General features: G+C 72.2%; 19 protein-coding genes. 4 read left to right on the forward strand and 15 right to left on the reverse strand.

From position 1 onward, the window contains the following. Positions 1 to 55 precede the first annotated feature (55 nt). Positions 56 to 1,504 carry a GNAT family N-acetyltransferase gene (locus ACN20J_RS09170; protein WP_259333992.1) on the forward strand — a complete coding sequence of 483 codons (1,449 nt, stop codon included), beginning with the start codon at positions 56 to 58 and terminating at the stop codon, positions 1,502 to 1,504. A gap of 85 nt (positions 1,505 to 1,589) precedes the next feature. On the opposite strand, the gene ACN20J_RS09175 is transcribed toward ACN20J_RS09170, so the two are convergent. Then, positions 1,590 to 2,858: a trans-sulfuration enzyme family protein gene (locus ACN20J_RS09175; RefSeq protein ID WP_419665675.1), complete on the reverse strand. Its 1,269-nt coding sequence runs from the start codon at positions 2,856 to 2,858 to the stop codon at positions 1,590 to 1,592. 60 nt (positions 2,859 to 2,918) lie between these two features. On the opposite strand from ACN20J_RS09175, the gene ACN20J_RS09180 reads away from it, so the two are divergent. Both ACN20J_RS09180 and ACN20J_RS09185 read left to right on the forward strand, forming a co-directional pair. Further along, positions 2,919 to 3,425, forward strand: a complete 507-nt coding sequence (locus ACN20J_RS09180) for an Lrp/AsnC family transcriptional regulator (protein ID WP_190231730.1) — start codon at positions 2,919 to 2,921, stop codon at positions 3,423 to 3,425. Positions 3,426 to 3,487: 62 nt separating this feature from the next. After that, positions 3,488 to 5,179 carry a DUF885 domain-containing protein gene (locus ACN20J_RS09185; protein WP_419665676.1) on the forward strand — a complete coding sequence of 564 codons (1,692 nt, stop codon included), beginning with the start codon at positions 3,488 to 3,490 and terminating at the stop codon, positions 5,177 to 5,179. Between the two features lie 93 nt (positions 5,180 to 5,272). Here the strand turns inward: ACN20J_RS09185 and ACN20J_RS09190 are convergent, their stop codons facing one another. The 3 genes from ACN20J_RS09190 to ACN20J_RS09200 all read right to left on the reverse strand — a co-directional run bounded on the left by ACN20J_RS09190 (position 5,273) and on the right by ACN20J_RS09200 (position 7,704). Continuing rightward, positions 5,273 to 6,121: an SDR family oxidoreductase gene (locus ACN20J_RS09190; RefSeq protein WP_190231732.1), complete on the reverse strand. Its 849-nt coding sequence runs from the start codon at positions 6,119 to 6,121 to the stop codon at positions 5,273 to 5,275. Positions 6,122 to 6,517: 396 nt separating this feature from the next. Further along, a complete protein-coding gene (locus ACN20J_RS09195; RefSeq protein WP_419665677.1) occupies positions 6,518 to 7,033 on the reverse strand; it encodes an immunity 21 family protein in 516 nt (171 codons plus the stop codon). A 110-nt stretch (positions 7,034 to 7,143) separates the two neighbouring features. Next, the gene (locus ACN20J_RS09200; protein WP_419665678.1) at positions 7,144 to 7,704 is read right to left on the reverse strand and encodes a rhodanese-like domain-containing protein; all 561 of its coding nucleotides are present in this window, start codon (positions 7,702 to 7,704) and stop codon (positions 7,144 to 7,146) included. A 193-nt stretch (positions 7,705 to 7,897) separates the two neighbouring features. Between ACN20J_RS09200 and ACN20J_RS09205 the strand changes: the two genes are divergently transcribed. Further along, positions 7,898 to 8,344, forward strand: a complete 447-nt coding sequence (locus ACN20J_RS09205; RefSeq protein ID WP_143644218.1) for an Lrp/AsnC family transcriptional regulator — start codon at positions 7,898 to 7,900, stop codon at positions 8,342 to 8,344. Positions 8,345 to 8,438: 94 nt separating this feature from the next. On the opposite strand, the gene ACN20J_RS09210 is transcribed toward ACN20J_RS09205, so the two are convergent. The 11 genes from ACN20J_RS09210 to ACN20J_RS09260 form a co-directional block, all read right to left on the reverse strand. Then, positions 8,439 to 11,426: an AAA family ATPase gene (locus tag ACN20J_RS09210; RefSeq protein ID WP_419665679.1), complete on the reverse strand. Its 2,988-nt coding sequence runs from the start codon at positions 11,424 to 11,426 to the stop codon at positions 8,439 to 8,441. A gap of 106 nt (positions 11,427 to 11,532) precedes the next feature. Further along, positions 11,533 to 12,696, reverse strand: a complete 1,164-nt coding sequence (locus ACN20J_RS09215; RefSeq protein WP_190231734.1) for an exonuclease SbcCD subunit D — start codon at positions 12,694 to 12,696, stop codon at positions 11,533 to 11,535. Between the two features lie 176 nt (positions 12,697 to 12,872). Next, positions 12,873 to 13,838 (reverse strand): GNAT family N-acetyltransferase, encoded by a 966-nt coding sequence (locus tag ACN20J_RS09220; RefSeq protein ID WP_419665680.1) that lies wholly within the window; start codon positions 13,836 to 13,838, stop codon positions 12,873 to 12,875. A gap of 110 nt (positions 13,839 to 13,948) precedes the next feature. Further along, positions 13,949 to 15,886 (reverse strand): FHA domain-containing protein, encoded by a 1,938-nt coding sequence (locus ACN20J_RS09225; protein WP_419665681.1) that lies wholly within the window; start codon positions 15,884 to 15,886, stop codon positions 13,949 to 13,951. 229 nt (positions 15,887 to 16,115) lie between these two features. Beyond that, the gene (locus tag ACN20J_RS09230) at positions 16,116 to 18,131 is read right to left on the reverse strand and encodes a protein kinase domain-containing protein (RefSeq protein ID WP_419665682.1); all 2,016 of its coding nucleotides are present in this window, start codon (positions 18,129 to 18,131) and stop codon (positions 16,116 to 16,118) included. Positions 18,132 to 18,325: 194 nt separating this feature from the next. After that, a complete protein-coding gene (locus ACN20J_RS09235) occupies positions 18,326 to 18,952 on the reverse strand; it encodes a YigZ family protein (protein WP_190231737.1) in 627 nt (208 codons plus the stop codon). Positions 18,953 to 19,021: 69 nt separating this feature from the next. After that, the gene (locus ACN20J_RS09240) at positions 19,022 to 19,567 is read right to left on the reverse strand and encodes a SixA phosphatase family protein (protein ID WP_419665683.1); all 546 of its coding nucleotides are present in this window, start codon (positions 19,565 to 19,567) and stop codon (positions 19,022 to 19,024) included. Next, on the reverse strand, positions 19,564 to 20,343 hold the full coding sequence (locus ACN20J_RS09245) for a hypothetical protein (RefSeq protein ID WP_419665684.1): 780 nt from the start codon (positions 20,341 to 20,343) through the stop codon (positions 19,564 to 19,566). The genes ACN20J_RS09240 and ACN20J_RS09245 overlap by 4 nt, the downstream gene beginning before the upstream one ends. A 108-nt stretch (positions 20,344 to 20,451) precedes the next feature. After that, positions 20,452 to 21,303: an ABC transporter ATP-binding protein gene (locus ACN20J_RS09250; protein WP_419665685.1), complete on the reverse strand. Its 852-nt coding sequence runs from the start codon at positions 21,301 to 21,303 to the stop codon at positions 20,452 to 20,454. Then, the gene (locus ACN20J_RS09255) at positions 21,303 to 22,316 is read right to left on the reverse strand and encodes a FecCD family ABC transporter permease (RefSeq protein ID WP_246575588.1); all 1,014 of its coding nucleotides are present in this window, start codon (positions 22,314 to 22,316) and stop codon (positions 21,303 to 21,305) included. The genes ACN20J_RS09250 and ACN20J_RS09255 overlap by 1 nt, the downstream gene beginning before the upstream one ends. After that, positions 22,313 to 23,347: an ABC transporter substrate-binding protein gene (locus ACN20J_RS09260; RefSeq protein ID WP_419665686.1), complete on the reverse strand. Its 1,035-nt coding sequence runs from the start codon at positions 23,345 to 23,347 to the stop codon at positions 22,313 to 22,315. The genes ACN20J_RS09255 and ACN20J_RS09260 overlap by 4 nt, the downstream gene beginning before the upstream one ends. Positions 23,348 to 23,353: the final 6 nt, after the last annotated feature.

The raw sequence follows: 23,353 nt of genomic DNA on the forward strand, positions 1-23,353 counted from the left end.
AAGCGTTCGTGATCACGCAACACCCATCCTTCACAGTGACTGTATGACTCAAGACATGTCTCAAGTGAAGCGTGCGAAAAACGGTCGGCCGGTCCACCACTGGCGCCGGGATCTCGTCGAACTGGCCGCGCTGTTCACGGCGGTGGCCGTGGCCGACGCCGTGGCGAACCTCATCGGGCACGGCCCCGACGGCCCCACACTCCTCCTGATCTCGGCGGTCGTGCTGGTCGCCACGGCGGGATTCCACACATGGTGGTCACACCGCCACGGCCATGCTCCTCCGACAGGCGATACCGGCTCCCGGCCGACCGCCACCGTGCGGAGGGCCGGGGCGTCCGAAGCGGACGCGACCGCACCCGAGCCCGTCGCCGTCACCGGCGCCGGGGAGACCGTGCTGTGGCGGATGCGGACCACAGTTCGCGACGAGCCGGGATCACTGGCGTCCCTGTGCGCGGCACTGGCGGGACAGCGGGTCGACATCCTCAGCCTGCAGACGCACCCGCTGGCCGAGGGCACCGTGGACGAGTTCCTGCTGCGTGTTCCCGCGGAGGTCTCGGCCGCCGACGTCACCCGGGCGGTGTCGCACGCGGGCGGCGCCGGCACCTGGATCGAGCGGGCCGACGCCCACGACCTGGTGGACGCGCCCACCCGGGTACTGGGTCTGGCCACGCGCACGGCCCTGGACGCGGCCGAACTACCATTGGCCTTGCGGCAGTTGCTGGGGCGTTGCACGATCCGGTCGCTGCCCGCCGGGTCGGTGCGCGGTGATCGCGCGGACGAAGCGGCGCCCGTCGAAGGGGCACTTGAGGACACTGTGATGCGGCTGCGTGCCCCGGAAGGCGGAGTGATCACTGTGGAGCGGCCGTACCTGCCGTTCACGCCCACCGAGTTCGCGCGGGCCCGGGCACTGGTCGAGCTGGACGCCCGGCTGGGTCCGCGCGTCCCGCGCAGCCAGGACGTCCTGACGCTGCCGCGGGGCAACGACATCACCGTGCGCCGCGCCGACGCCGGTGACGTGGACGCCGCGAAGGCCATGCACGAGCGGTGCTCGCCGCGCACGCTGAGCATGCGCTATCACGGTCCGGTCGGCGACGCCGACAAGTACCTCAACCACCTGCTCAGCCCCCGTTTCGGGCGCACCCTCGCCGTGCAGACCGCGTCGGGGCGGATCGTCGGGCTCGGGCATCTCCTGTGGGACGGCGACGAGACGGAGATCGCGCTGCTCGTCGAGGACGACTGGCAGCGGCGCGGGATCGGCAGCGAGCTGCTCGGCCGGCTGGTGGCGATGGCCGTCGAGGCGGGCTGCGAGAGTGTGTACGCCGTCACGCAGTCGTCCAACACCGGCATGGTCGCCGCGATGCGCGGCCTCGACCTCCCCCTCGACTACCAGATCGAGGAAGGCACGCTCGTCATCACGGCCCGCCTCGACACGGCACCGGCGACTTCGCGACTGTCGTACGACGAGGCGCAGCAGCACCAGCCGGAGCACTCGGTGCGGGACTGAGGAAGAGACGAGCGATCGCTTCGACCCGCGACGGCGGCAGGCCCGGTGAATCTCGCCGGGCCTGCCGCCGTTTCCACCGGAACCCTCACCCGCGGCCCAACGCCCCGTCCAGATCCCGCCAAAGGTCCTCCACGTCCTCAAGGCCCACCGACAGCCGCAGCAGCCGGTCGCTCACGCCGCTGTGGCGGCGGTCCTCCGCGTCCACGATGCGGTGGCTGATCGAGGCCGGATGCTGGATCAGCGTGTCGACGCTGCCGAGGCTCACCGCCGGGGTGACGAGGTCGACGGCGGCTATCACCTCGTGCGGATCGCCGTGGATCTCGAAGGCGATCATGGCGCCGCCGAGCCGCGGATAGTGGACCCGGGCGACACGCGGGTCGGCGGCGAGGCGCCGGGCCAGTTCGGCGGCGTTCGCGGAGGCTGCCCGCACACGTATGGGCAGGGTCGACAGCCCGCGCAGCAGCAGATAGCCGGCGAGCGGATGCAGCACACCTCCCGTGGCGAACCGGACCTGCCGAAGCCGCCCGGCGAACTCCTCGTCGCAGGCCACCACCCCCGCCATCACGTCACCGTGCCCGCCCAGGTACTTGGTGGCGCTGTGCAGCACGAGCCGCGCGCCCTGCTCGGCGGGGCGTTGCAGCACCGGTGTGGCGAAGGTGTTGTCGGCGAGCAGCGGAACGCTTCCGCAGGCGTGGGCGATCGCCCGCAGATCGAGTTCGGCGAGCGTCGGGTTGGCGGGCGACTCGACCAGTACGAGACCGGTGTCCGGCCGCAGGGCGTCCGCGATGCCCGCCGGGTCGACCCACGTCACCTCGGACCCGAGCAGCCCGGCCGTCAGCAGGTGGTCGCTGCATCCGTACAGGGGGCGTACGGCCACGACATGGCGCAGGCCCATGGCGTTCCGTACGAGCAGCACGGCACTCAGCGCGGCCATGCCGCTCGCGAACGCGACGGCGCTCTCGGTGCCCTCCAGCCGGGCGAGGGCGGTCTCGAACCGGGCGACGGTCGGATTGCCGAGGCGGCCGTAGACCGGCGGGCCCTGCGGCTCGGCCCCGTCCGTGGCGAAGGCGTCGATGCGGGCCGCCTCGCCCCGGCTGTCGTACGACGGATAGGTCGTGGACAGGTCGATCGGTACGGCGTGCAGCCCCTGCCGGGCCAGATCGTCCCGCCCGGCGTGCACGGCCTCGGTGGCCAGCGCGCGCAAGCCTCCGGTGGCCCGGCCCGGCCCGGCTTCAGGGGCCGAGCCCCACACGCCGCTCCTTCTCTGCCCGGCCGCCGCCTCCCCGGCCGTCGCCCGGCCCGCTCCCTCTACGTCGTCACACGTGTCGCGTACATCAACGCTGCCGAAGTCCATGGACAGCAGCCTGAACACCCAACGGGTGATGGGAGCAGAAGTCCGTGTTACGTTCGGGCCATGGCCGAATCTGTCGTACTGGACCCGGTGGATCTTCATCTTCTGCGGCTGCTGCAGAACGACGCCCGGACCACCTACCGCGACCTCGCCGCACAGGTGGGGGTCGCGGCCTCGACCTGTCTGGACCGCGTGACCCGTCTGCGCCGCGCCGGCATCATCCTGGGCCATCAGCTGCGGCTCGATCCGGCCAAGCTGGGGCGTGGCCTGGAGGCGCTGCTGTCCGTGCAGGTCAGGCCGCACCGGCGGGAGTTGGTCGGCCCGTTCGTGGAGCGGATCAGGGCGCTGCCCGAGTCCCGAACCGTGTTCCACCTCACCGGGCCCGATGACTATCTCGTCCATGTGGCCGTCGCGGACATGGCGGATCTGCAGCGGCTGGTCCTCGACGGCTTCACCGCACACCGCGAGGTGGCCCGCGTCGAGACCCGGCTGATCTTCCAGCAGTGGGACTGCGGGCCGCTGCTGCCGCCCGAGCCTCCAGCGATCACGCCCTCGGCGAAAACGGGCTGACGCGGCACCGGGCCCGGTAAACCGGGCTGACGCATCGCCCGTCCCCGTATGAGGATGGCCGCATGTCACAGACGAAGAACCCGCTGCCCCGCGAGGTCGCCGACACCTACGTCGACGAGCTCATCGCCCTCGACCCGGTCACCGGAACGTATCTCGGCGTGAAGGAGAGTTCGGGCTCGTTGCCCGACACCTCGCCCGCCGGCCAGGAGGCGCTCGCGGCACTCGCCCGCGCCACACTGGCGCGGCTCGACGAGGCGGAGCGGCAGCTCGGCGCGGACAGTGACATCGAGCGCCGCTGCGCACGCCTGCTCCGCGAGCGGCTCACCGCCGAACTCGGCGTGCACGACGCCGAGGAGAGCCTGCGGGCCGTCGGCAACATGCACACCTCCGTGCACGCGGTGCGCGAGGTGTTCACCGTGACGCCCACGGACACGGACGAGGACTGGACCGCCATCGCCCAGCGGCTGCGCGCCGTGCCGACGGCCCTCGACGGCTACCGCGAGTCCCTCTCGCTCGGCCTGGAGCGCAAGCTGTACGCGGGCCCGCGCCCCACCGCGACGTTCATCGAGCAGCTCACGGAATGGTCGGACACCGACGGTTCGGGCCGCGGCTGGTTCGAGGACTTCGCCTCGGCCGGCCCCGGGACCCTGCGGGCCGAACTCGACGAGGCCGCAGGCGCGGCCACCGCCGCCGTCGTCGCCCTGCGCGACTGGATGCGTGACGTGTACGCGCCCGCGATCGAGGGCGCGCCGAACACCGTGGGCCGCGAGCGGTACGCGCGCTGGTCGCGGTACTTCAACGGCACGGATCTCGATCTGGACGAGGCGTACGCGTACGGCTGGGCCGAGTACCACCGGCTCCACGCCGAGATGAAGAAGGAGGCCGAGAAGGTCCTGCCCGGCGCCGAGACCCCGTGGGTCGCGCTCGCGCACCTGGACGAGCACGGCAGGCACATCGAGGGCGTCGACGAGGTCCGCGAGTGGCTGCAGAGCCTGATGGACCAGGCCATCGAGGAGTTGGACGGCACGCACTTCGAACTCGCCGAGCGGGTACGGAAGGTGGAGTCCCGCATCGCCCCGCCGGGCAGCGCCGCGGCCCCCTACTACACGGCACCGTCGGAGGACTTCTCACGCCCCGGCCGTACGTGGCTGCCGACGATGGGACAGACGCGCTTCCCGGTGTACGACCTTGTGTCGACCTGGTACCACGAGGGCGTCCCCGGCCATCACCTCCAGCTCGCGCAGTGGGCGCATGTCGCCGAGAACCTCTCCCGCTACCAGGCGACCATCGGCGGCGTCAGCGCCAACTGCGAGGGCTGGGCGCTCTACGCGGAGCGCCTGATGGACGAACTCGGCTACCTCAAGGACGCCGAGGAACGGCTCGGCTATCTGGACGCCCAGATGATGCGCGCGGCCCGCGTCATCGTCGACATCGGCATGCACCTGGAGCTGGAGATCCCGGCGGACTCGCCCTTCCACCCGGGCGAGCGCTGGACTCCCGAGCTGGCGCAGGAGTTCTTCGGCGCGCACAGCAGCCGCCCGGCGGACTTCGTGGAGAGCGAGCTGACCCGCTACCTCTCCATCCCCGGCCAGGCCATCGGCTACAAGCTCGGCGAGCGCGCCTGGCTGCTGGGCCGTGAGAACGCGCGGAAGCGCCACGGCGACGCGTTCGACGCGAAGGCCTGGCACATGGCCGCCCTGTCCCAGGGTTCACTGGGCCTGGACGACCTGGTGGACGAGCTGTCCCTGCTCTGACGGGAACGGCGACCGGGCTCGGCGCAACGCAGTCGAGTGCGCTGAGCCCGGTCGACGAACCACACATCGGCGGACCCCATCTCGGGGCACCCCTCAGCGCCGGAACCCGCTCTCCGAGTCGATCACCTGCCCGGTGACCCACTCGGCCTCGTCCGTCGAGAGCCAGGCGATGAGCCGCGCGGGGTCGTCCGGCATTCCCCAGCGCCCGGCAGGGAACATCGCGGCCACGGCCGCATAGTCGTCGCCCGTCATGTAGTCCGTGTCGACGGGACCGGGGTTCACGGTGTTCACGGTCACCGCGTGCTCGGCGAGCGTGGTCGCCAGGGAGCGGGTGACCGAGGCGAGGGCGCCCTTCTGCAGGGCGTACGCGATCTCGTCCGGCATGCCGCCCGCGATGTCCTGCCCCGACGTCATCATCACCACACGCCCACCCGCCGTACGCGGCGGCAGAGCGGCGCGCAACCGGGCGTAGGCCTGGACGAGGAGGATCACGGAACGGGTGTCGACGGCCCAGTGCGCGTCGAGCATCGCCGCGTCGATCGTGTCGAGCGGGCCGTCCGAGCCGCTCAGCGCGTGGTTGGCGACGAGGATGTCGATCCGTCCGCCGAGCGCGTCGGCGGCCGTGGCGATCAGTTCGGCAGGGGCCGCCGGGTCGGAGAGGTCGCCCGGCCCGTCGACGACCCGCGCCTCGGGATCGGCCAGCGCCTCGCGGATTCCGGCGACCACCTCCTCGGGGCGGTCCGCGCCCCAGGGCATGGCGGCGTCGTGCGGTACATGGTGGTGCGCGTACACACTCGCTCCGTAGGCGGCCAGCCGTCGGGCCACGGCGTAACCGATCCCTCCGCGTCGACTGGCGCCGGTGACCAGGGCGGTACGGCCACGCAGCGGGAGGGGGTCGCGGCGCAGCGCTTCGGGTGTGGGAGAAGGGAGTTGGGGTGGCATGGCGGACCATGATGGGCGGCGGCGATGCCGCGCCGCATGTCATTTTCCGCGGGGGGCAGCGCGATTCGGCTCGCGCCTTCCGCGACGGGCGGCGCGACTCGGCCCGTAAGCCGGAAGATTCGGCTCACGCGGGCTGGACGAATTCGGCTCACACAGGTTGGGCGATTCGGCTCGCTCAAGCGGCTGCGAGCGGACCGCCAGGCACGGCAGCCGGGACATCACGCCCGGCCCTCACCCACCCCTCGACCGGGGCGGGTCCGCCGGCCCGCCCCCAATCGCTGGACGAGGCCATCCATCACTCGGCGCAGCCATCCAGCAGTGGCCGAAGCCATGCGTCATTCGCTAGAGGCCGCGCATCACTGCCCGAGACCACGCGTCATGGCCCAGGGCCACGCCCTACTGCCCGAGCGGCCTGAGTTGCACAAGCCCGATCCACGTCTCCGGCCCCGGCTCGGCATGCGCCGCCCGTACCGCGTACCGCCCCGGGGCGAGCTCGATCCGCAGGTGCCCCGTCTTCGTCGACTCCTCCCCCGGCCATGCCGCGTCGAACAGCACGACGGGCCCGGGGATCTCCCAGTGCACTTCCCGCTCCCACGCCGCGCCCGCGAGGGCGGCCGGAACCCCGGCCAGCAGCTCGCGCTCGGACTCCCCGGCACACCACCGTACGAAGGTGCCGTGCTCCGGCAGATACGCCGTCGCGGCGGGATCGTCGCCCAGGACGAGGGCGGTGGTGTTGCCGACCGGCAGCAGTCCGACGGAGCCATCCACCTCGCACGCCCTGTCGTAGTCGGAGGCGAGCTCGTCGCCGTCGGCCCCCGTCCAGAACGGCAGCACCACTTCCGGTATCGCTATGAGCGGTCCACCGCCCGACTCCACCCACTCGACCGACCTGGGACCCACGTAACTCGCCATGCCCAGAAGTTACATGGCGCGGCGACCCAGAATTGACGATTCCTTTGCACTCCGGGCGAGGTGATACACGACTGAGTCCGTACGACGCCCCGACGCCGACGGTACGGCGGTCAGCAGCCGCAGTCCTCCGCGCCGACCGGGGCGGTCAACGGGTCGGCGGCGCGCCGCTCGTGGCCCTCCCAGGTCTCGAACTCGAAGCCCTCACGCGCCCAGTACTCGAAACCGCCGAGCATCTCCTTGACCTGGAAGCCGAGTTCGGCGAGGGCGAGGGCCGCACGGGTCGCGCCGTTGCAGCCCGGACCCCAGCAGTACGTGACCACCGGCACGGCCTTGTCGAGGAGTTGCTCCGCCTGCCCGGGGATGAGCGCGGTGGGCAGGTGGACCGCGCCGGGCACGTGTCCCTGGTCCCAGGACTCCGTGGAACGGGAGTCGAGGACGACGAAGCCGGGGTCGCCGTCCGCCGCCAGCGCGGCGGCGACGTCGGACACGTCGGCGTGGAAGGCGAGGCTCGCACCGAAATAGGCGGCGGCCACGGCGGGCGACGCCGGGGCGACTCGCAGAACGGGGTTCACGGCAATGGTGCCGTCGGTGCGGATGCCGTCGGTCCCGGTGCCGTCGGTGCGAGTGCCGTCTGTGCGGGCGCCGCCCGTGGTGGTGCTGGTCGCGGTCATGGTCCGGCCTTCCCTCCCGGTCCCGCCGACGCCGTCGCCGTCGCCGTCGCACGACGTTCGGTCCGGTGCCTTGTCTGCACCGTCTGCGCGGGACTCCATGACCAGAAATCTACGGCCGCCGATCCACTTCCTGAAGGAGCGATCCACGGCCCTGCACTTGATCCGCCAGGGATTTCCCTGCTATCCCTCGACCATGACCGCGTATTCCCCGGACGCCACCGACTGGCGCATTCTCGAAGTCCTCCAGCGCGAGGGCCGGGCCAGTTTCGCCGAGCTGGCACGTGCCGTCTCGATGTCCGCGAGCGCGGTCACCGAACGCGTGCGCCGCTTGGAGGAGGCAGGCGTCATCCAGGGCTACGCGGCGGTCGTGGACCCGGAGAGCCTGGGCCTGCCGATCCTGGCCTTCGTGCGGCTGCGCTATCCGAACGGCAACTACAAGCCGTTCCACGACCTGGTCGCCGCGACGCCCGAGATCCTGGAGGCGCACCACGTCACGGGCGACGACTGCTTCGTGATCAAGGTCGCGACGCGCTCGATGAGCCACCTGGAAGAGGTCTCGGGCAAGATCGGCACACTCGGCTCGGTGACGACGAGCGTCGTGTACTCGTCACCCCTGCCACGACGCCCCGTCGGCCGCTGAAAGCGACAACGACCACGCAACCCAGCCAGCGGCCACCGGAACCCGATGCCCCAGCCCCAGCCCATTCCCCAACCCCCGCCACGCGAACGGGCGGTCAGCCACCCCCCTGCCGGACAACCGACCCCGACCGCCCCTTCACCACCTCCAGTTGGGCATGGATCCGGCGTCGCAGATCGGCGACATGGCTGACGATGCCGACGCTGCGGTCCCGCTCGCGCAGTGAGTCGAGGACGTCGAGGACCTCGTCGAGCGTCTGGTCGTCGAGGCTGCCGAAGCCCTCGTCGATGAAGAGCGTGTCGAGGCGTACGCCCCCGGCCTCGTCGGTGACCACGTCGGCGAGGCCCAGCGCGAGGGCGAGGGACGCGAAGAACGTCTCGCCGCCGGAGAGGGTCGCCGTGTCCCGCTCGCGGCCGGTCCACGCGTCGACGACGTGCAGGCCGAGGCCGCTGCGGCCCCGCCCGGCCCGGTCGTCGGAGTGGACGAGGGTGTAGCGCCCCGAGGACATGCGCTGAAGGCGCGTGGTCGCGGCCGCGGCGACCTGCTCCAGCCGGGCGGCGAGGACGTAGGACTCCAGGCGCATCTTGCGTTCGTTGTCCGCGGAGGTGCCGGCCGCGAGCGTGGCGAGGCGGGCCACACGGTCGTACTCCTCGCGCAGCGGGCCCAGCCGGCGCACGGCACCGCCCGCCCGGTGGGTCAGCCGGTCCAGTTCCGTGCAGCGGCGGCCAGCCGCGTCACGGGCCGAGCCCGCCTCGCGCACCCGTCGGCCGGCGGCGGACGCGGCCTGCTCGGCGGCCTGGAGGTCGGCGGGCGGCTGCCCGGCGGCGGCCGTCGTCTCGGCCTCGGCGAGCACCGCGCGGACCGCCGCCTCTTCCTGCTGCCAGGCGTCGAGCCGGTGCTGGAGGTCGCGATGGGCGGCGTCGTCGAGGAGGGCGTCCGCGGCGGCGGACGGTGTGTCGAACCCGGCGCGGAAGGCCGCGTCGGCGAGTCGCGCGTCGGCGTCCTTCAGCCGCTGGGCGGTGTCCGCCGCGACCCGTGCGGCGTCCGCGGCCTCGGTGAGCAGCGCGACCTGCCGCTCCAGCTGCGCGGCCCGCGCGGCGACGCTGCCCGCGGAACCCCGGGCCTGGGTCAACTCCCCCTCCAGGGAGGATCGTTCGCGATCGAGCGCGTCCCGCAGTGAGGCACGGGACGCGACCCGGCGAGCGGCCTCCTGCTGAGCGACGAGCCGCCGTTCGCGCTCACGCTCGGCCTGCACCAGGGCTTCACGGGCCGCGTGCAGTCCGGAAGCCGCGCCGTGCGCCTCGGCGTGCCGCCGCTCCAACTCCTCGGCGAGTTCGGCGAGTTGCCCGGTGGGCAGGTCCCCCGCCTCGGCCGTCGCGGCGGCCAGCGCCTCGCGGACGACCCCGAGCCGCCGCTCCTCCTCGGTGCGCTGCTCATCGGCGCGCTGGTACGCGGCGAGCGCGGTCTCCTCGGCCTGCTGGCCGACGTGTCCGTCGACCTTCCGGGCGGGCGCCGGGTGCTCGGTGGCACCGCAGACGGCGCACGCCTCGCCGTCCACCAGCCCCGCCGCGAGTTCCGCGGCGATGCCCTTCAGGCGCTGTTCCTTGAGGTCCAGCCAGTGGGCGCGCGCGTCCGTCGCACGCTCCCTTGCGGCGAGCACGCGCGCGTGGGCCTCGTCCGTGTCCCCGGCGAGCTGGTCGCGCATCCGGGCGGCCGTGAGCCGCGCCTGCGCGGGCTCGCGCTGGACGGTGAGCTGCTCGGCACGGGTGGCGGCCTCCTGGGCGTCCTCGATACGCGTCCGCAGGTCCGCCCGGGTCGCGTCCCACTCGGCGAGCCAGGTCCCGGCATCGTGCAGCACGTCCTCGTCGGCGCGCTCCTGCCGGTCCAACACGTCGCGTTCGTCGGCGAGTTCGGCGATCCGATGCTCGGCGCGGCGGGCCGACTCCAGCCCGCCCAGCTCCTCGGCGGCCTTCCGCGCGGCAGCCGCGAGGCCCGTCGCCCCCGCGTCGGCGAAGGTCTCCGACAGCAGGGCACGCGCGCGAGCCTCGGTCCCGGCCGCCCGCCGGTGCTCGGCCTCCGTCGCGTCTCGCAGCCCGAGCGCGGGCGCCACCGCCTCGGCCTTGCGGGCCCGCTCCATGCGCGCCTGGGCCTCCCGGTGGGCCCCGGACCGCTCCTCCAGCCGGGCGGCCCGCTCCCGCGCCTCGGCGAACCGGCGCTGGAGCCGCGCCACTTCGCGTACGTCCTCCAGTACGTGATGCGCGGCGGCCTGGGCCGACTCGGCAGCCGCCTGCGCGCAGTGGGCGACCGTGAACCTCTCGCGGGCCGTGCTCCTGGCGATCGCCGCCCATTCCAGTACGGACTCGGCGAGGCCGGGGTCGCCCGGCGACAGGTCGGGCAGCGGCAGCTCCACGATGTCACCGGCCGCCTGCTGCATACGGTGGCCGTCGGCCAGCAACTCCGCGTCCCCCGCGCGGACTTGGGTCTCCGCGGCGCGGCGCAGCTCGGCCAGTCGCTGTTCGACGGCGGCGAAGCGGCGGGTGTCGAAGAGCCGGCCGAGGAGCTTGCCGCGGGCCTCTGCGTCGGCCCGCAGGAAACGCGCGAAGTCGCCCTGGGGCAGCAGCACGACCTGGCAGAACTGCTCGCGGCTCATGCCGAGCAGCTGGGTGATCTCCTCGCCGATCTCCTGGTGGGAGCGGCTGAGGTCCTTCCAGGAGCCGGCCGGCGCGTCGTACTCGCGCAGCCAGCTCTGTGCCTTCTCGGTCGTCGTGCCCGCGCCGCGCTTCTTGGGGCGCTCCCAGGGCGGCTGTCGGGTGAGTTCCAACCGGCGGCCGGCCACGGTGAGTTCGAGGGTCACCTCGGTGCGGGTGGTGGCCAGTGCGTGGTCGCTGCGCAGGGAACCGCCCTGGCGGGCGCCCGGCACGGATCCGTACAGCGCGAAGCAGACGGCGTCGAGGACGGACGTCTTGCCCGCGCCCGTCGGCCCGTGCAGCAGGAAGAGCCCGGCGGCCGACAGGTCGTCGAAGTCGACCTCCTGGGAGCCGCCGAACGGCCCGAAGGCGGTGATGTGCAGCCGGTGCAGCCTCATCGGGCCCCCGCCCCCTCGATGTGCGGGCCGTACGTCTTCACCTGGCGCCGCGTGGGTCCCGCCGCACTCATGGGTCCCGCCCCACCCGTCGGCTCGTACAGCGCCTTCACCGGGCGACCTCACGGACCGTGTCGTCGGCGCGTACGGCGTCGAACACGTCCTGGAGCACGGCCTGTTCGCGTGCGTCGGGTCCGGCGCCGCGCACATGGGCCACGAAGTCCTCCGCGATCTCCTGGTCGCTGCGCCCCGCGAGCCGACGTGCGTACGAGACGTCCGGGTCGTCCGGTGCCCGCTCGGGCTCGAAGACGAGGCTGAGCGTGTGCGGGAAGCGCTCGCTGAGCCGCGCCATGGGGTCGGCCGGGCGCACCGGGTCGGTGAGGGTCGCCTCGACCCACGCCTCCTCGTGCGGGGCCAGGTCCGGATCCACGAGCAGGTCCTCCAGATGCCCCCGGATACGGGCGAGGGCGCGCGGCACCGGGCAGTCCAGGCGCTCGGCCGCGACCGAGCCGTCGGCTCCCAGGTCGACCAGCCACATGGTCTTGCGGTGGTCCGTCTCCGAGAAGGAGTACGGCAACGGCGATCCCGAGTAGCGCACGCGCTCGGTGATGGTCTGGCTGCCGTGCAGATGCCCGAGCGCGGCGTAGTCGACGCCGTCGAAGACCCCGGCCGGTACGGCGGAGACCCCGCCGACCGTAATGTCCCGCTCGCTGTCGCTGGCCTCGCCGCCGGTGACGAAGGCATGGGCGAGAACCACGGAACGGGTGCCGGGCGCGCGCGTGGCCAGGTCGGCGCGGACCCGGTCCATGGCGGCGGCGAGCACGGCCTCGTGCCCCGCCTTCTCCACGCCGAACTCGTCCTTCACCAGCGCCGGTTCCAGATATGGCAGTCCGTAGAAGGCCACCTCGCCGAAGCCGTCCTCCAGCACCACCGGTGTGCCGCACGCCGATGCGTCGGTGCGCAGATGGATGCCCGCGCGGTCGATGAGTCCGGCGCCGACACCGAGGCGGCGTGCCGAGTCGTGGTTCCCGGAGATCATCACCGTGGGCACGCCGAGGTCCGCCAGCCGGTGCAGGGCCTCGTCGAAGAGTTCGACCGCGGCCAGCGGGGGCACCGCACGGTCGTACACGTCCCCCGAGACGACCACCGCGTCCACCTCGCGCTCACGCACGGTCGTGACGAGGTGGCCGATGAACTCGGCCTGGGCACCGAGCATGTTCACCCGGTGGAACGCCCGGCCCAGATGCCAGTCGGAAGTGTGCAGAATTCTCAAGAAGCCGCTCCGACCCGCATATTTCCCCCTATGTCGCCCCTGGACTCAGCACCGGACCAGCACGGTCCCCGCTCTCAGCAGCAACCACGCTAACGCCTGTCAGTACCTGATCCATCACAGACCTCGATCTGCCACCGGCATCCGGTGCCCCGGACGGCCGTGGAACCGCCCCACCGCTACAGCGGCCGTACGTACCCGATCCACGTGTGCCGGGTGCGGAATCCCCACCGCTCGTACAGGCCCAGGGCGCCGGTGGCGTTGGCGCTGTCCACATTGAGGCCCGCCCTGCGGCAGCCCTGCTCCTGAACGGCCCGCAGGCAGGTGGTGAGCAGCGCGGTGGCCACGCCGGTGCCGCGCCAGGCCGGCCGGGTGCCGAGCCTGTCGATCCAGCATTCGCGGATGCCGGACATCGCCGTCTCGGAGTCGTACTCGTGGCTCATGAGGTAGCCGGCGACCTCGTTCCCGTCCAGTGCCAGGAACGACGCGTCGGGCCGGAACGACCGGGCGCCGGTGCTCTGGTGACGCCATCGGTCCGGGGTGGTCGGGATGTGGCCCCAGTGGTCGAGAAACGCTTCGTTGTGCGCCAGCCGGGTCGCGTCGTCGTACGCCGCGGTGAAGGGGACGACGCGCAGCCCGCCCGCCGGGGTCGTCGCCGGGACCGGGTCGCCGTCCAGCGGCCGGCGCATGTCGAAGAACCAGCGCCGCTCCTCGAACCCGGCCTGCCGGTACAGGTCGCGCTGGGCGGTGTTCGGTGCGTGGAGTTGGATGTGCGCCTCGCTAGGCAGGTCCGGGAACCGCTCACGATGCTGCTGCGTCGCCCGGGTCACCAGCCAGTTCACCAGGTCGGTGCCCATGCCCCGGCCGCGCGCGTCGGGTCGCACTGCCCCCTCGACGTACACCCGGTGCAGGTCGGTCGCGTGGGGCAGGGCCGTCGCCTTCGCGTAGCCGATGAGCTCGCCACCGGACCACACCCCCACGGAATCGCGGGTCAGTTCCAGGTGTGGGTCATCCAGTTCCTCGGTGAGGTCGTCGGCATCGTAGTGCTCGTCGGTGCCGTCGGCCGCCTCCACCGCGGCGAACAGGTCGGCCAGGGCCGGGGCGTCGTCCAGGACAAGTGGCCGCCAGGCCGGCGTCGCGTTCATGGACGGCACGATAGGCGTCACGGGGGGCCGCGCACATCTGAGTTTCGGGGCGTGCCGTACGAACCGAAGAAGGGGGCCCGGCTCTTCCGGGCCCGCCTTCTTCGGCCGCGTCACGCCGGGTCGAGCGCCCCCGACTGTCGCGGTCCCGCCGCCTGGCCGACGGTGCGCGGATCGATCGGGCGGCCGACGTACACCGGGGCGTCCGACTGGTAGAAGATGTCGATGTCGGCCTCCTCGCCGCCGACGATCAGCGTGTCCCAGGCGCCGCTCTCCCGCAAGGACCGCAGGGTCGACGGGGCGAGGGTGGACAGGTGGCTGTGCAGTTCCTCGTCGCTGGGCATTCCCGGGAGACGGGGGGCGAGGCGGTCGCGGATCGCGCGCATCCGGTCCAGCAGGAGCTCCAGGTCGGACCCCTCGGCGTCGGGCCCGGCGACGCTCCGGTCCCCTTCCATGCTGTCGGCGATGATGTCCTTGATGGCGCGGGTCACGCCTCGTTCGTCGGTGGTGACCATGGCGTTCCAGGCCCGGCTCTTGTGCCGGTACTGGAGCATGGACATCGCGGCCTCGTGCCGGATGAAGTCGGCGTCGCGCAGCGGACGGCCCTGCCAGACCCGGCTCAGGGAGCGGGCGAGGGAAACAGCCGACGCCAGGCCGCTGTTGAGGCCGCGCCCGGGCCAGAAGTGGATGGCGTTGGCCGCGTCGCCCAGCAGGAAGCCGTACGTTCCGGTGCTCTTGGCGGTGGGGCGGCTGAGCTGGGCCGTGAACCGGGGGCGCTGCACCATGTCCAGCCGGAACGAGGTGATGGCGCTGAGATCGTCCGGGTCGACGCCGAACATCTTCAGGCCCTCCTGGATCCGCTTCCACAGCGGCGAACTGCGCAGCAGGGCGGGCAGGAACAGGGTCCCGTGCGTCGGGCAGACGAACTCGTTGTCCTCGTGGCGGCTCATCAGACAGGGCCGGGCCGCCACGCACTCCTCGAAGACCTGCCGGACGGGGTCGATGCCGATCACGGCGCCGGCCTCCTCGCGGGTCAGCCTCATGTTGAGGAACCCCTCGCCACGCAGCGAGTTGAGCAGGAACCGGTTCTGCGCCACGGTCAGCAGGACGCTCATGGGGTCCGAGAGCCGGGACTTGACCCGCAGTCCCAGCACCAGGTCCTGGAGGTGCTCCCCGTCGAGGGAGTAGATCGAGGAGTCGGCCGCGCCGAAACGGTCCGCGAAGTGCTCGCGGGTGCGCGACCCGCCACCCTCGGCGATCACCAGGACGTGTTCCTGGGAGAGCCGCTGCTGCTGCTCCGACGGGTCGAATCGCTTCGGCACCAGGCGGATCGCGGACTTGGTGTTGGCCAGTGCCAGCAGCTGGTCCTCGATGTAGGCGATCCGGATGTTGCGAGGCGGGCGGCCCTCCACGGAGTCCGGTCCCAGGGGCCACATCTCGGAGAACCCGCCCGCGTCGAACAGCGCCGACTGCATCTCCTCGGTGAGCGCGAGGTACTGGCGGCTCTGGGCGGTGACGACCTGCATGCGCCGGTTGTTGCCGTGGGTCTCGTCCTTCCAGACCACGGTGGAGCCGTTCCTGATCCACCGGCCGTCGTAGACGGTGATGGACACCTTCCCCGGCAGGGCGTCCTCGAGGAGCAGGGCGAAGGCGAGGCCGACCGGGCCTCCTCCGGTCACCGTGACCCGCAGCTCGCCCGGGTTCGCGGAGGCATTGGCACGGGGCAGGTCGAGCTGGGAGAGGTCCATGACCGTCTCCACGGCCTCCTGCGTCTCGAACAGGAAGGTCTCGTCGCCGATGCGTATGGAGTCGCCGGGCACGAGCACGTGACGGGTGACGGCCCGGTCGTTGACAAACGTGCCGTTCTTGCTGCGGTCGTAGAGGACGAACTCGCCGTCCTCCGTGACGATCTCGGTGTGCAGACGGGAGGCGCTGACGCTGACGATGACCACGTCGTTGTCGCTCTTGCGTCCGAATCGCAGCGGAGCGCTACCCAGAACCGCGCTCTGACCGGCGAAGGGACCCGTGCGTCCCACGATGACCGACGACACAGAAACTCCTTGCGAACGTCTGGGGTGCGGACAGAGGAACCACACCCTGCGGTTGATCCGCTACGGGTGGGAGTCGTATGTCACTCCCACAGAACTCCGGTCCAGCGGGGCTCACTTGACCGATGATGCCCGAATCGACCCGACAACGGCCCAACTCGTACTGGTTGAAGTATGGACTATGCAGGCGAGGCAACTCGCCTGCGCGGAGCCGAAGTTGACGCCCGGTCGGCTAGCCGCCGTTCGTCGATGCGCACGTCACCGAGAACGGCACCGAGTTGGACACCGCCTCGAACGGTGAGCGGATCTCCACGGCCATCTCGCTGCGGAGGGTTCCGGACTTCGCGTACGTCGACAGCCGCACCGTCTCCTTGTGGGTGCGGGGGCCGCCGTTCGGGAACGACAGCGTCCGCCACTGCCGGTCGATCACGGACCCGTTCGTCGAGACCCACCGGTACGAGAACTGGAAGGGCAGCTCGGACACCGTGAAGGTCGCGGTGAACCAGGGAGCCTGCGAATCCGCCGGGGGACAGTCCCCGGCGTACGTGGTCGCGCCCCCGGTCGCGGTGACCGAGACGGGCTGCTCGTCGGTGTCGTCCGACCCGCTGCTAGCCGTCCCGGAGGAAGGGGTCTGTGCCTGGCCCGTAGGCGAGCCGGTGCCCTCGTTGCTCTCACCGTCGCCGCCGAGCCCGTAGATCAGGCCGCCCACGAGCAGCGCGAGCACGACCGCTCCCGCCGCCGTCGCGTACCCGATGCGACGTCTCCGGCGCGTGGCGCCGGGATCTGACGCCGTGGCGTCCAAGGGCTCGGTCGCCCCCGGCGAGGCGGGCGTCGCGGATACGACCGTGGGTACGGGCCCTGACACCGGGCCTGCCGATTCGGTGGGCGACTCGGCCGTACCCGCAGCCGGGGCGGACGGTTCGGCGGTGGCCGCCCCGGCCTCGGATTCGGGTACGGCAACGGGAGGCGAGGGCTGCGCCTGGGCGTAGGGGGCGCGGGGGTCTGCCGGGGCCGGGGGTACGGCGGCCGGGGCCGTGGAGGTGTCGGCCGGGGGTATCGCGGCCGTGGCCGTCGGCCCTGCTTCGGGTGCGGCGGGGGCGGTGTTCGCCGACGCCCCGGAAGCCGCGGGTTCCGTTGCTGCGGGAACGTCGACTGTCGCCGTCACATCCCTGGGGTCCGTGGCGGCTGTGGCGGCCGTAGGGTCCGTGGCGGCCGTGGCGTTTCCCGGGACGGGCGAGGACCCCGAGACGACCGGCACCCCAGCCGTGGCCGTAGCAGCGGTCGTAGCAGTGGCCGTGGTCGTATGTGCCGTCTCCCCGAGCTGGGACTCGGCCGTGGGCAGCTCATCGGTGTCCGCCGCGGGCAGCGGGGCGGACGGCGTGGCCGTGTCGGCGCCCGAGGTGCCGTCGGCACCGGCCAGGCGCAGCTCCCGCTCGGCCTCTACGGCCGACATCCGCTCGTCGGGGTCCTTGCGCATCAGGCCCTCGATGGCGGACACGAGGGGTCCGGCCCGATGAGGCGGGGGCAACTCGTCATCGACGATGGCACGCAGGGTGCTCAGCGGGCTGGTGCGACGGAAGGGCGAACGGCCCTGGACGGCCGTGTAGAGCAACGCGCCGAGAGACCACAGGTCCGACGCGGGGCCGGGGTTGCGGCCCAGGGCCCGCTCCGGCGCCAGGTACTCGGGGGAGCCGACGAGCTCACCGGTCATCGTCAGCGCGGTGTCCCCCTCCACGGTGGCGATGCCGAAGTCGGTGAGGATCACCCTGCCGTCGTCCGCGAGCAGGACGTTCGCGGGCTTCACATCGCGGTGCAGCACGCCGGCGCCGTGCGCCGCACGCAGCGCGGCCAGCACCTCGGTGCCTATACGCGCGGCCTCCCGCGGCGTGAGCGCGCCCTCGGCGCCGATCGCGTCGGCCAGCGACCGGCCGCGGACGAGCTCCATGACGATCCAGGGTCGGTCGTCGTCGGTGGCGACGTCGTGGACGGTCACCACACCGCGAGCGCTGATGCGTGCCGCCGCCCAGGCCTCCCGCTCCAGGCGGGTGTACATCCGCTCGATCTGCGCCGCGGCCAGTCCGACGGGAGCGCGTACTTCCTTGACGGCGACCTCGCGGTGCAGCACCTCGTCGCGGGCACGCCACACGGTGCCCATACCGCCCTCGCCGAGAACGGACAGCAAGCGGTAGCGACCGGCGACCAGCCGTTCGGCCCCCGCGTCCGGCGACGCCGAGTTCTGTTGTGGCATGAGGGCCGCTGCTCCTTATTGTGTTGAAACGCCTGATGTTCGTGAAGTGCCTGCGGACTTGGCCGAACGCCCGCCCGAACTACCGCTCGCTGCAGGGAAGTTGTGACGCCGCGGTGGTCGTGCCGTCGGCTCATTTTAGAGGCCCCCGGCAGGTTCGAAAGCCCCGGTCCGGCCGGGCGGCCATGCGCTGGGCCCTATGCGTCCCCGTACGCCTCTCCGCCCAGTTCGAAGCCGGCTGTTCCGGCCGTGACGTCGGCCAACCACCCCCGGAAAGCCTCCACATCGGCGTCCGGCAGCCCGATCTCGATGGTGACGGCCTCTCCGTAGCGCACGTCGCGCACCTCACGGCCGGTCGACCGCAGGTCGTTCTCCACCTTGCCCGCCCGCTGGTGGTCGACCGTCACCGTCACCAGACGAAAGCGTTTACGTGTGATCGTGCCGAGGGTGTCCAGGGCCTCGCCGACCGCGCCGCCGTAGGCCCGGATGAGCCCGCCCGCGCCGAGTTTGACGCCTCCGTAGTAGCGGGTGACGACCGCGACGACGTACCGCATGTCGCGCCGGAGCAGCATCTGGAGCATCGGGACGCCCGCCGTACCGCCCGGTTCCCCGTCGTCGCTCGCCTTCTGGACGGAGGCGTCGGCGCCGATGACGTACGCGAAGCAGTTGTGCGTCGCGTCGGCGTGCTCCTTGCGGACGGCGGCGAGGAAGGCCTGGGCCTCCTGCTCGGTGGCCGCCGGCGCCAGGGCGCAGAGGAAGCGTGAGCGGTTGACCTCGGTCTCGTGCACGCCTGCGCGGGCCACCGTGCGGTACTCGTCCTGCATCGGGCCAGCGTATGCGCTGCACTCGGGCGGGGATCGCCTCCCCTACCGCCCCGACCCGGGCTCCTGCCCCTACTCCGGCTTCCGTCCGCGCGGCACGATCATGTCGGTGAGCAGTGCCGTGCCGGGGCCGAGGGAGCCCCAGTCGTCGCCGTGCCGGACGAGGACCGCGATCGCCGACGTGGGGAACTTCGTCCGTACGTCGTCCAGCGCGTCGTCGAGGCTGTCGCCGGCCAGGGTGAGCACCAGCTCCTCCAGACCGGGGTTGTGCCCGACCAGCAGCAACGTCTTGATGTGCGCGGACACTTCGCGCACCGCTTCGAGCAGCTCGGGAACGTCGGCCCCGTACAGCCGCGGATCGTGGCGTACGGGAGGCGGCGTGCCCCACTGCGCGGCGGTCAGCTCCCAGGTCTGCCGGGCGCGTGCGGCGGTGGAACAGAGCGCCAGGTCGGGCAGGCAGTCGATGTCGGCCAGCACGCGTCCGGCGGCCGGGGCGTCACGGCGCCCGCGCGGGGCGAGCGGCCGGTCGTGGTCGGGAACGCCGTCCGGCCAGGCCGACTTGGCGTGCCGCAGGACGACCAGACGGCGCAGCGGGCCCGCTCCGGCGCGCGCGATCACGAGGGGGTCTCGCGGCCGATGTCACGGGTGAGTTCGAGCCCGAGGAGCCGGTCCGCGTAGGCGTACGTCTCGAAGCGGGCGCCGTCCGGGACGGTCCCCGACGTCTCCACCTTGCGCAGCACGGCGAGTACGGCGGGCACGTCCAGGTCGTCCTCCCAGGCGGCGCGCAGCTGTTGGCGTACAGGGTCGGGGATGGGGCCGGACGGCCGGGTCGCCCAGGTGGCGACGGCTCCGCGCCAGCGCCGCAGGGTGTCCTCGGCGTCCGTGAGGGCCGCCTCGTCGAGCCGGAGGGGCTCGCGGCGGGGGATCGCGAGCAGGGCGAAGCGGAGGGCCGAGGCCCGCTCGTCGTCGTCCGCCACTCCGCTGTCGGCGTCGGCCGGGGCGACCTCGACCCGCAGGCCGTTCGCCGTCTCGTCGCGCCCGGCCCCGTCGCGCCCGGCCGCACCACCGTCCGCCGACCCGGCCTCCGGAGCGCACACACGCAGTACCTGGGCCTCTCCGAGACCCGATCCGCTGTCCCGCTCGTCCTCGAACGGCCGGATGCCGAGCGCCGTGGCCCGGGCCCGGAGTTCCGCACGCCCCTCGGTTCCGGTCAGTACGGTCCAGACGGGCGTCCCGCTGATCTCCAGGGCGCGTACGAGGACGTCGGCGACCAGGAGCACGCGCAGGCCGGTGGTGTCGGGGCGCGGCACATGCGCCTCGACGCGGGTCAGGCCCCTGCGGGCGGGGGTGGCGTCGGTGGGCTCGCCGGTTCGGGCGTCGGTGATACGCAGCACGGGGTGAGCGTAGGCGGGTGCGGGGTCCGGCGCAGGGAGGCTGACGTCATTTCCGGACACGTGTTCGCGAATCACCGGTGCGGCAAGGACGATTCGCCGATGCTCCGGTCAATCCACGGTGCCCAGGAAGCGCACGTGCGGCCGGTCGTCGGGGCCCTCCCGGGTGACGGCGGCCCGGACCCCGTACACCTCGGCGATGAGCCCTTCCGTGAGGATGTCGCCCGGACTGCCGCAGGCCACGACGTGCCCCTCGCGCAGGACGACCAGCTGGTCGCAGTACATCGCCGCGAGGTTGAGGTCGTGCAGGGCGACGACGCTGGTGACCGGCAGCGAGGTGACGAGGGTCAGCAGGTCGAGCTGGTGCTGGATGTCCAGGTGGTTGGTCGGTTCGTCGAGGAGCAGTTCGCGGGGTTCCTGGGCGAGCGCGCGGGCGATCTGCACGCGCTGACGCTCACCGCCGGAGAGGGTGTGCCAGGACTGGCGGGCGAGTCCGGTCAGGCCGGTGCGGTCCAGCGCGTCGCGTACGGCCCGTTCGTCCGCCTCGGACGCTGGGGTCCAGGCGCGCCGATGGGGTGTGCGGCCGAGCCGTACGACGTCCAGCACGCTCAACTCGACCTGAGTGTCTGCCTGTTGCTCGACCACGGCGACCCGACGGGCGATGTCGCGGCGGCCCAGTTCGGCGAGAGGGCTGCCGTCGAGGGTCACGACACCAGAAGCCGGGGCGAGGACACCGGCGAGCAGGCGCAGAAGGGTGGACTTGCCGGAGCCGTTCGGGCCGAGCAGTCCGACGGTGGTGCCGGGGGCCGGGGTGATGCTGACGCCGTCGAGAATGACGCGACCGTCGGCGGTGCGCGAGACGCGGTGCGCGCGGAGGCCCTCTCCGGGTGCCGCCTGCGCGCGCTCGGTTCCCGGTGCCGCCCGCTTGTACTCGGCGGTGTGCTTGATGTCCTCCGCCGTCATCACGCCCTCCGCGTCCGGTACAGCACCAGCACGAACACCGGTACGCCGATCAGCGAGGTCACCACGCCCACGGGCACCTCCTGGGGGTCGAGGACGGTACGGGCCAGTGTGTCCACCCACACCAGGAACACCGCTCCGGCGAGGGCCGTGACGGGGAGCAGCCGGGCGTGCCCGGACCCCACCAACGCCCTTGCCGCATGCGGGAGTACGAGACCGACGAAGCCGATCGCGCCCGCCGAGCTGACGAGCGCGGCGGTCAGCAGCGCCGTGGCGCACAGCAGCACCAGTCGCGTACGGGCCACGGAGACCCCGAGCGTCGCGGCGGCGTCCTGGCCGAAGGCGAACGCGTCGAGCGTCCGCGCGTACCCGAGGCACACCAGCAGCGTGACCGCGAGCACCGCGAAGCACACCCAGACGTCGGTCCAGCCGACCCCGCTCAGTGAACCGAGCAGCCAGAAAAGCACCCCGCGGGTGGTCTCGGCGTCGGCGGAGGTCATCACCACGAAGGAGGTGAGCGCGGAGAAGAGCTGCATCGCGGCGACCCCGCTCAGCACCACCCGGTCCGTCGCCCCGCCCAGTGTGTGACTGAGCAGCAGGACGAGCCCGAACGACAGCACAGCGCCGAGGAACGCGCCCGCGGAGACCGAGAGGAGGCCCCCGCCGACGCCGAGGACGACCACGATCACCGCGCCGGTCGAGGCGCCGGAGGACACCCCGAGGACGAACGGGTCGGCGAGCGGGTTGCGCAGCAGGGACTGCATCACCGCACCGCACACGGCGAGTCCGGCCCCGCACACGGCCGCCAGGAGCGTACGCGGCAGGCGCAGCTCCCAGACGATCCCCTCCCGGATCGGGGTCAACTCCGAGCTGCCCCAGCCGAGATGGGACGCGACCACGGACCAGACGTCACCGACCCGGATGTCCGCAGGACCGATGGTGATGGCGACGGCGACGGACAGGAGGAGCAGGGCGACACCCGCGGTGATGAGCAGTCCCAGGCGCGGCCGTGTCACCCGGCGAGCCCGAACTCCCGCAGGGCGGAGGCGACTTGCTCGACGCCCTCGACCGTGCGGATGGTCGGGTTCATCGCCTGCCCGCTGAGCAGGACGTACCGCTTCTTCTTCACGGCGGTCATGTTCTTGGTGACCGGGTCGGACTCCAGGAACTCGATCTTCTTCCTCGCGGACTCGGCGGTCTGCGACTTGCGCGTGAGGTCGCCGATGACGAGCACGTCGGGGTCGCGGTCGGCGACGGTCTCCCAGTTGATCTGGGGCCACTCCTCGTGCGTGTCGTCGAAGACGTTCTTCGCGCCGAGGGTCCGGGTGATGACGCCGGGCGCGCCGCAACAGCCCGCCATGTAGGGCGAGTCGGAGTTGGCGAACCAGTAGAGGAGGGTGATGTCGGAGGCGTCGATCCCCGAAGTGGCCTTCTTCGTACGCTGCTTGAGGTCGGCGACGAGTCGCTCGCCCCGCTGCTCGACGCCGAACACCTCGGCCAGGTCGCGTACTTCGCCGTAGATGGCGTCCATGCCGAGTGCCTTCGTCCGCGCGCCGTCGCCGCCCGAGGCGTTGTCCTTGCCGACGCAGTCGGAGGGCGAGACGTAGGCGGGCACGCCGAGCTTCTCGAACTGCTCCCGGGTGGCCACGCCGCCCTTGCCGAGCGTCGAGACGAACGAGGCGGCGACGAAGTCCGGGTCGGCGTCCAGGACCCGTTCGAAGGAGGGGTTGTTGTCGGCGATCCGCTTCACCTTCGCGTTCGCCTTCTCCAGGCCCTTCATCACCGGGTCGGTCCAGGTCGCGGTGCCGGCCATGCGGTCGGCGAGGCCTAGCGAGAGCATGATCTCGGTGGTGCCCTGGTTGAGGGAGACGGCCCGCTTCGGCGGGGACTCGACGCGTACGGTCTGTCCACAGTTGTCGAGGGTGACGGCGGCCCCGGAGTTCCCGGAGTCCGTGTCCGACGACGTGTCTCCCGAACCGCAGCCGGTCAGCAGGAGAACCCCGGACAGGGCGAGGGCAGCGGGACGGGCAAGACGTGCGACGGGCACGGGAGT

The sequence above is a fragment of the Streptomyces sp. 2-1 genome (assembly GCF_048564895.1).
GTDB lineage: Bacteria > Actinomycetota > Actinomycetes > Streptomycetales > Streptomycetaceae > Streptomyces > Streptomyces phaeochromogenes.

Bases quoted from the DNA above. Each gene is read 5' to 3' on its own strand.
- ACN20J_RS09180 (WP_190231730.1), top strand. From the start codon at position 2,919: ATGGCCGAATCTGTCGTACTGGACCCGGTGGATCTTCATCTTCTGCGG.
- ACN20J_RS09200 (WP_419665678.1), bottom strand. From the start codon at position 7,704: ATGACCGCGACCAGCACCACCACGGGCGGCGCCCGCACAGACGGCACT.
- ACN20J_RS09205 (WP_143644218.1), top strand. From the start codon at position 7,898: ATGACCGCGTATTCCCCGGACGCCACCGACTGGCGCATTCTCGAAGTC.
- ACN20J_RS09170 (WP_259333992.1), top strand. From the start codon at position 56: ATGTCTCAAGTGAAGCGTGCGAAAAACGGTCGGCCGGTCCACCACTGG.
- ACN20J_RS09190 (WP_190231732.1), bottom strand. From the start codon at position 6,121: ATGCCACCCCAACTCCCTTCTCCCACACCCGAAGCGCTGCGCCGCGAC.
- ACN20J_RS09235 (WP_190231737.1), bottom strand. From the start codon at position 18,952: ATGCAGGACGAGTACCGCACGGTGGCCCGCGCAGGCGTGCACGAGACC.
- ACN20J_RS09250 (WP_419665685.1), bottom strand. From the start codon at position 21,303: ATGACGGCGGAGGACATCAAGCACACCGCCGAGTACAAGCGGGCGGCA.
- ACN20J_RS09195 (WP_419665677.1), bottom strand. From the start codon at position 7,033: ATGGCGAGTTACGTGGGTCCCAGGTCGGTCGAGTGGGTGGAGTCGGGC.
- ACN20J_RS09220 (WP_419665680.1), bottom strand. From the start codon at position 13,838: ATGAACGCGACGCCGGCCTGGCGGCCACTTGTCCTGGACGACGCCCCG.
- ACN20J_RS09210 (WP_419665679.1), bottom strand. From the start codon at position 11,426: ATGAGGCTGCACCGGCTGCACATCACCGCCTTCGGGCCGTTCGGCGGC.
- ACN20J_RS09230 (WP_419665682.1), bottom strand. From the start codon at position 18,131: ATGCCACAACAGAACTCGGCGTCGCCGGACGCGGGGGCCGAACGGCTG.
- ACN20J_RS09185 (WP_419665676.1), top strand. From the start codon at position 3,488: ATGTCACAGACGAAGAACCCGCTGCCCCGCGAGGTCGCCGACACCTAC.
- ACN20J_RS09175 (WP_419665675.1), bottom strand. From the start codon at position 2,858: ATGGACTTCGGCAGCGTTGATGTACGCGACACGTGTGACGACGTAGAG.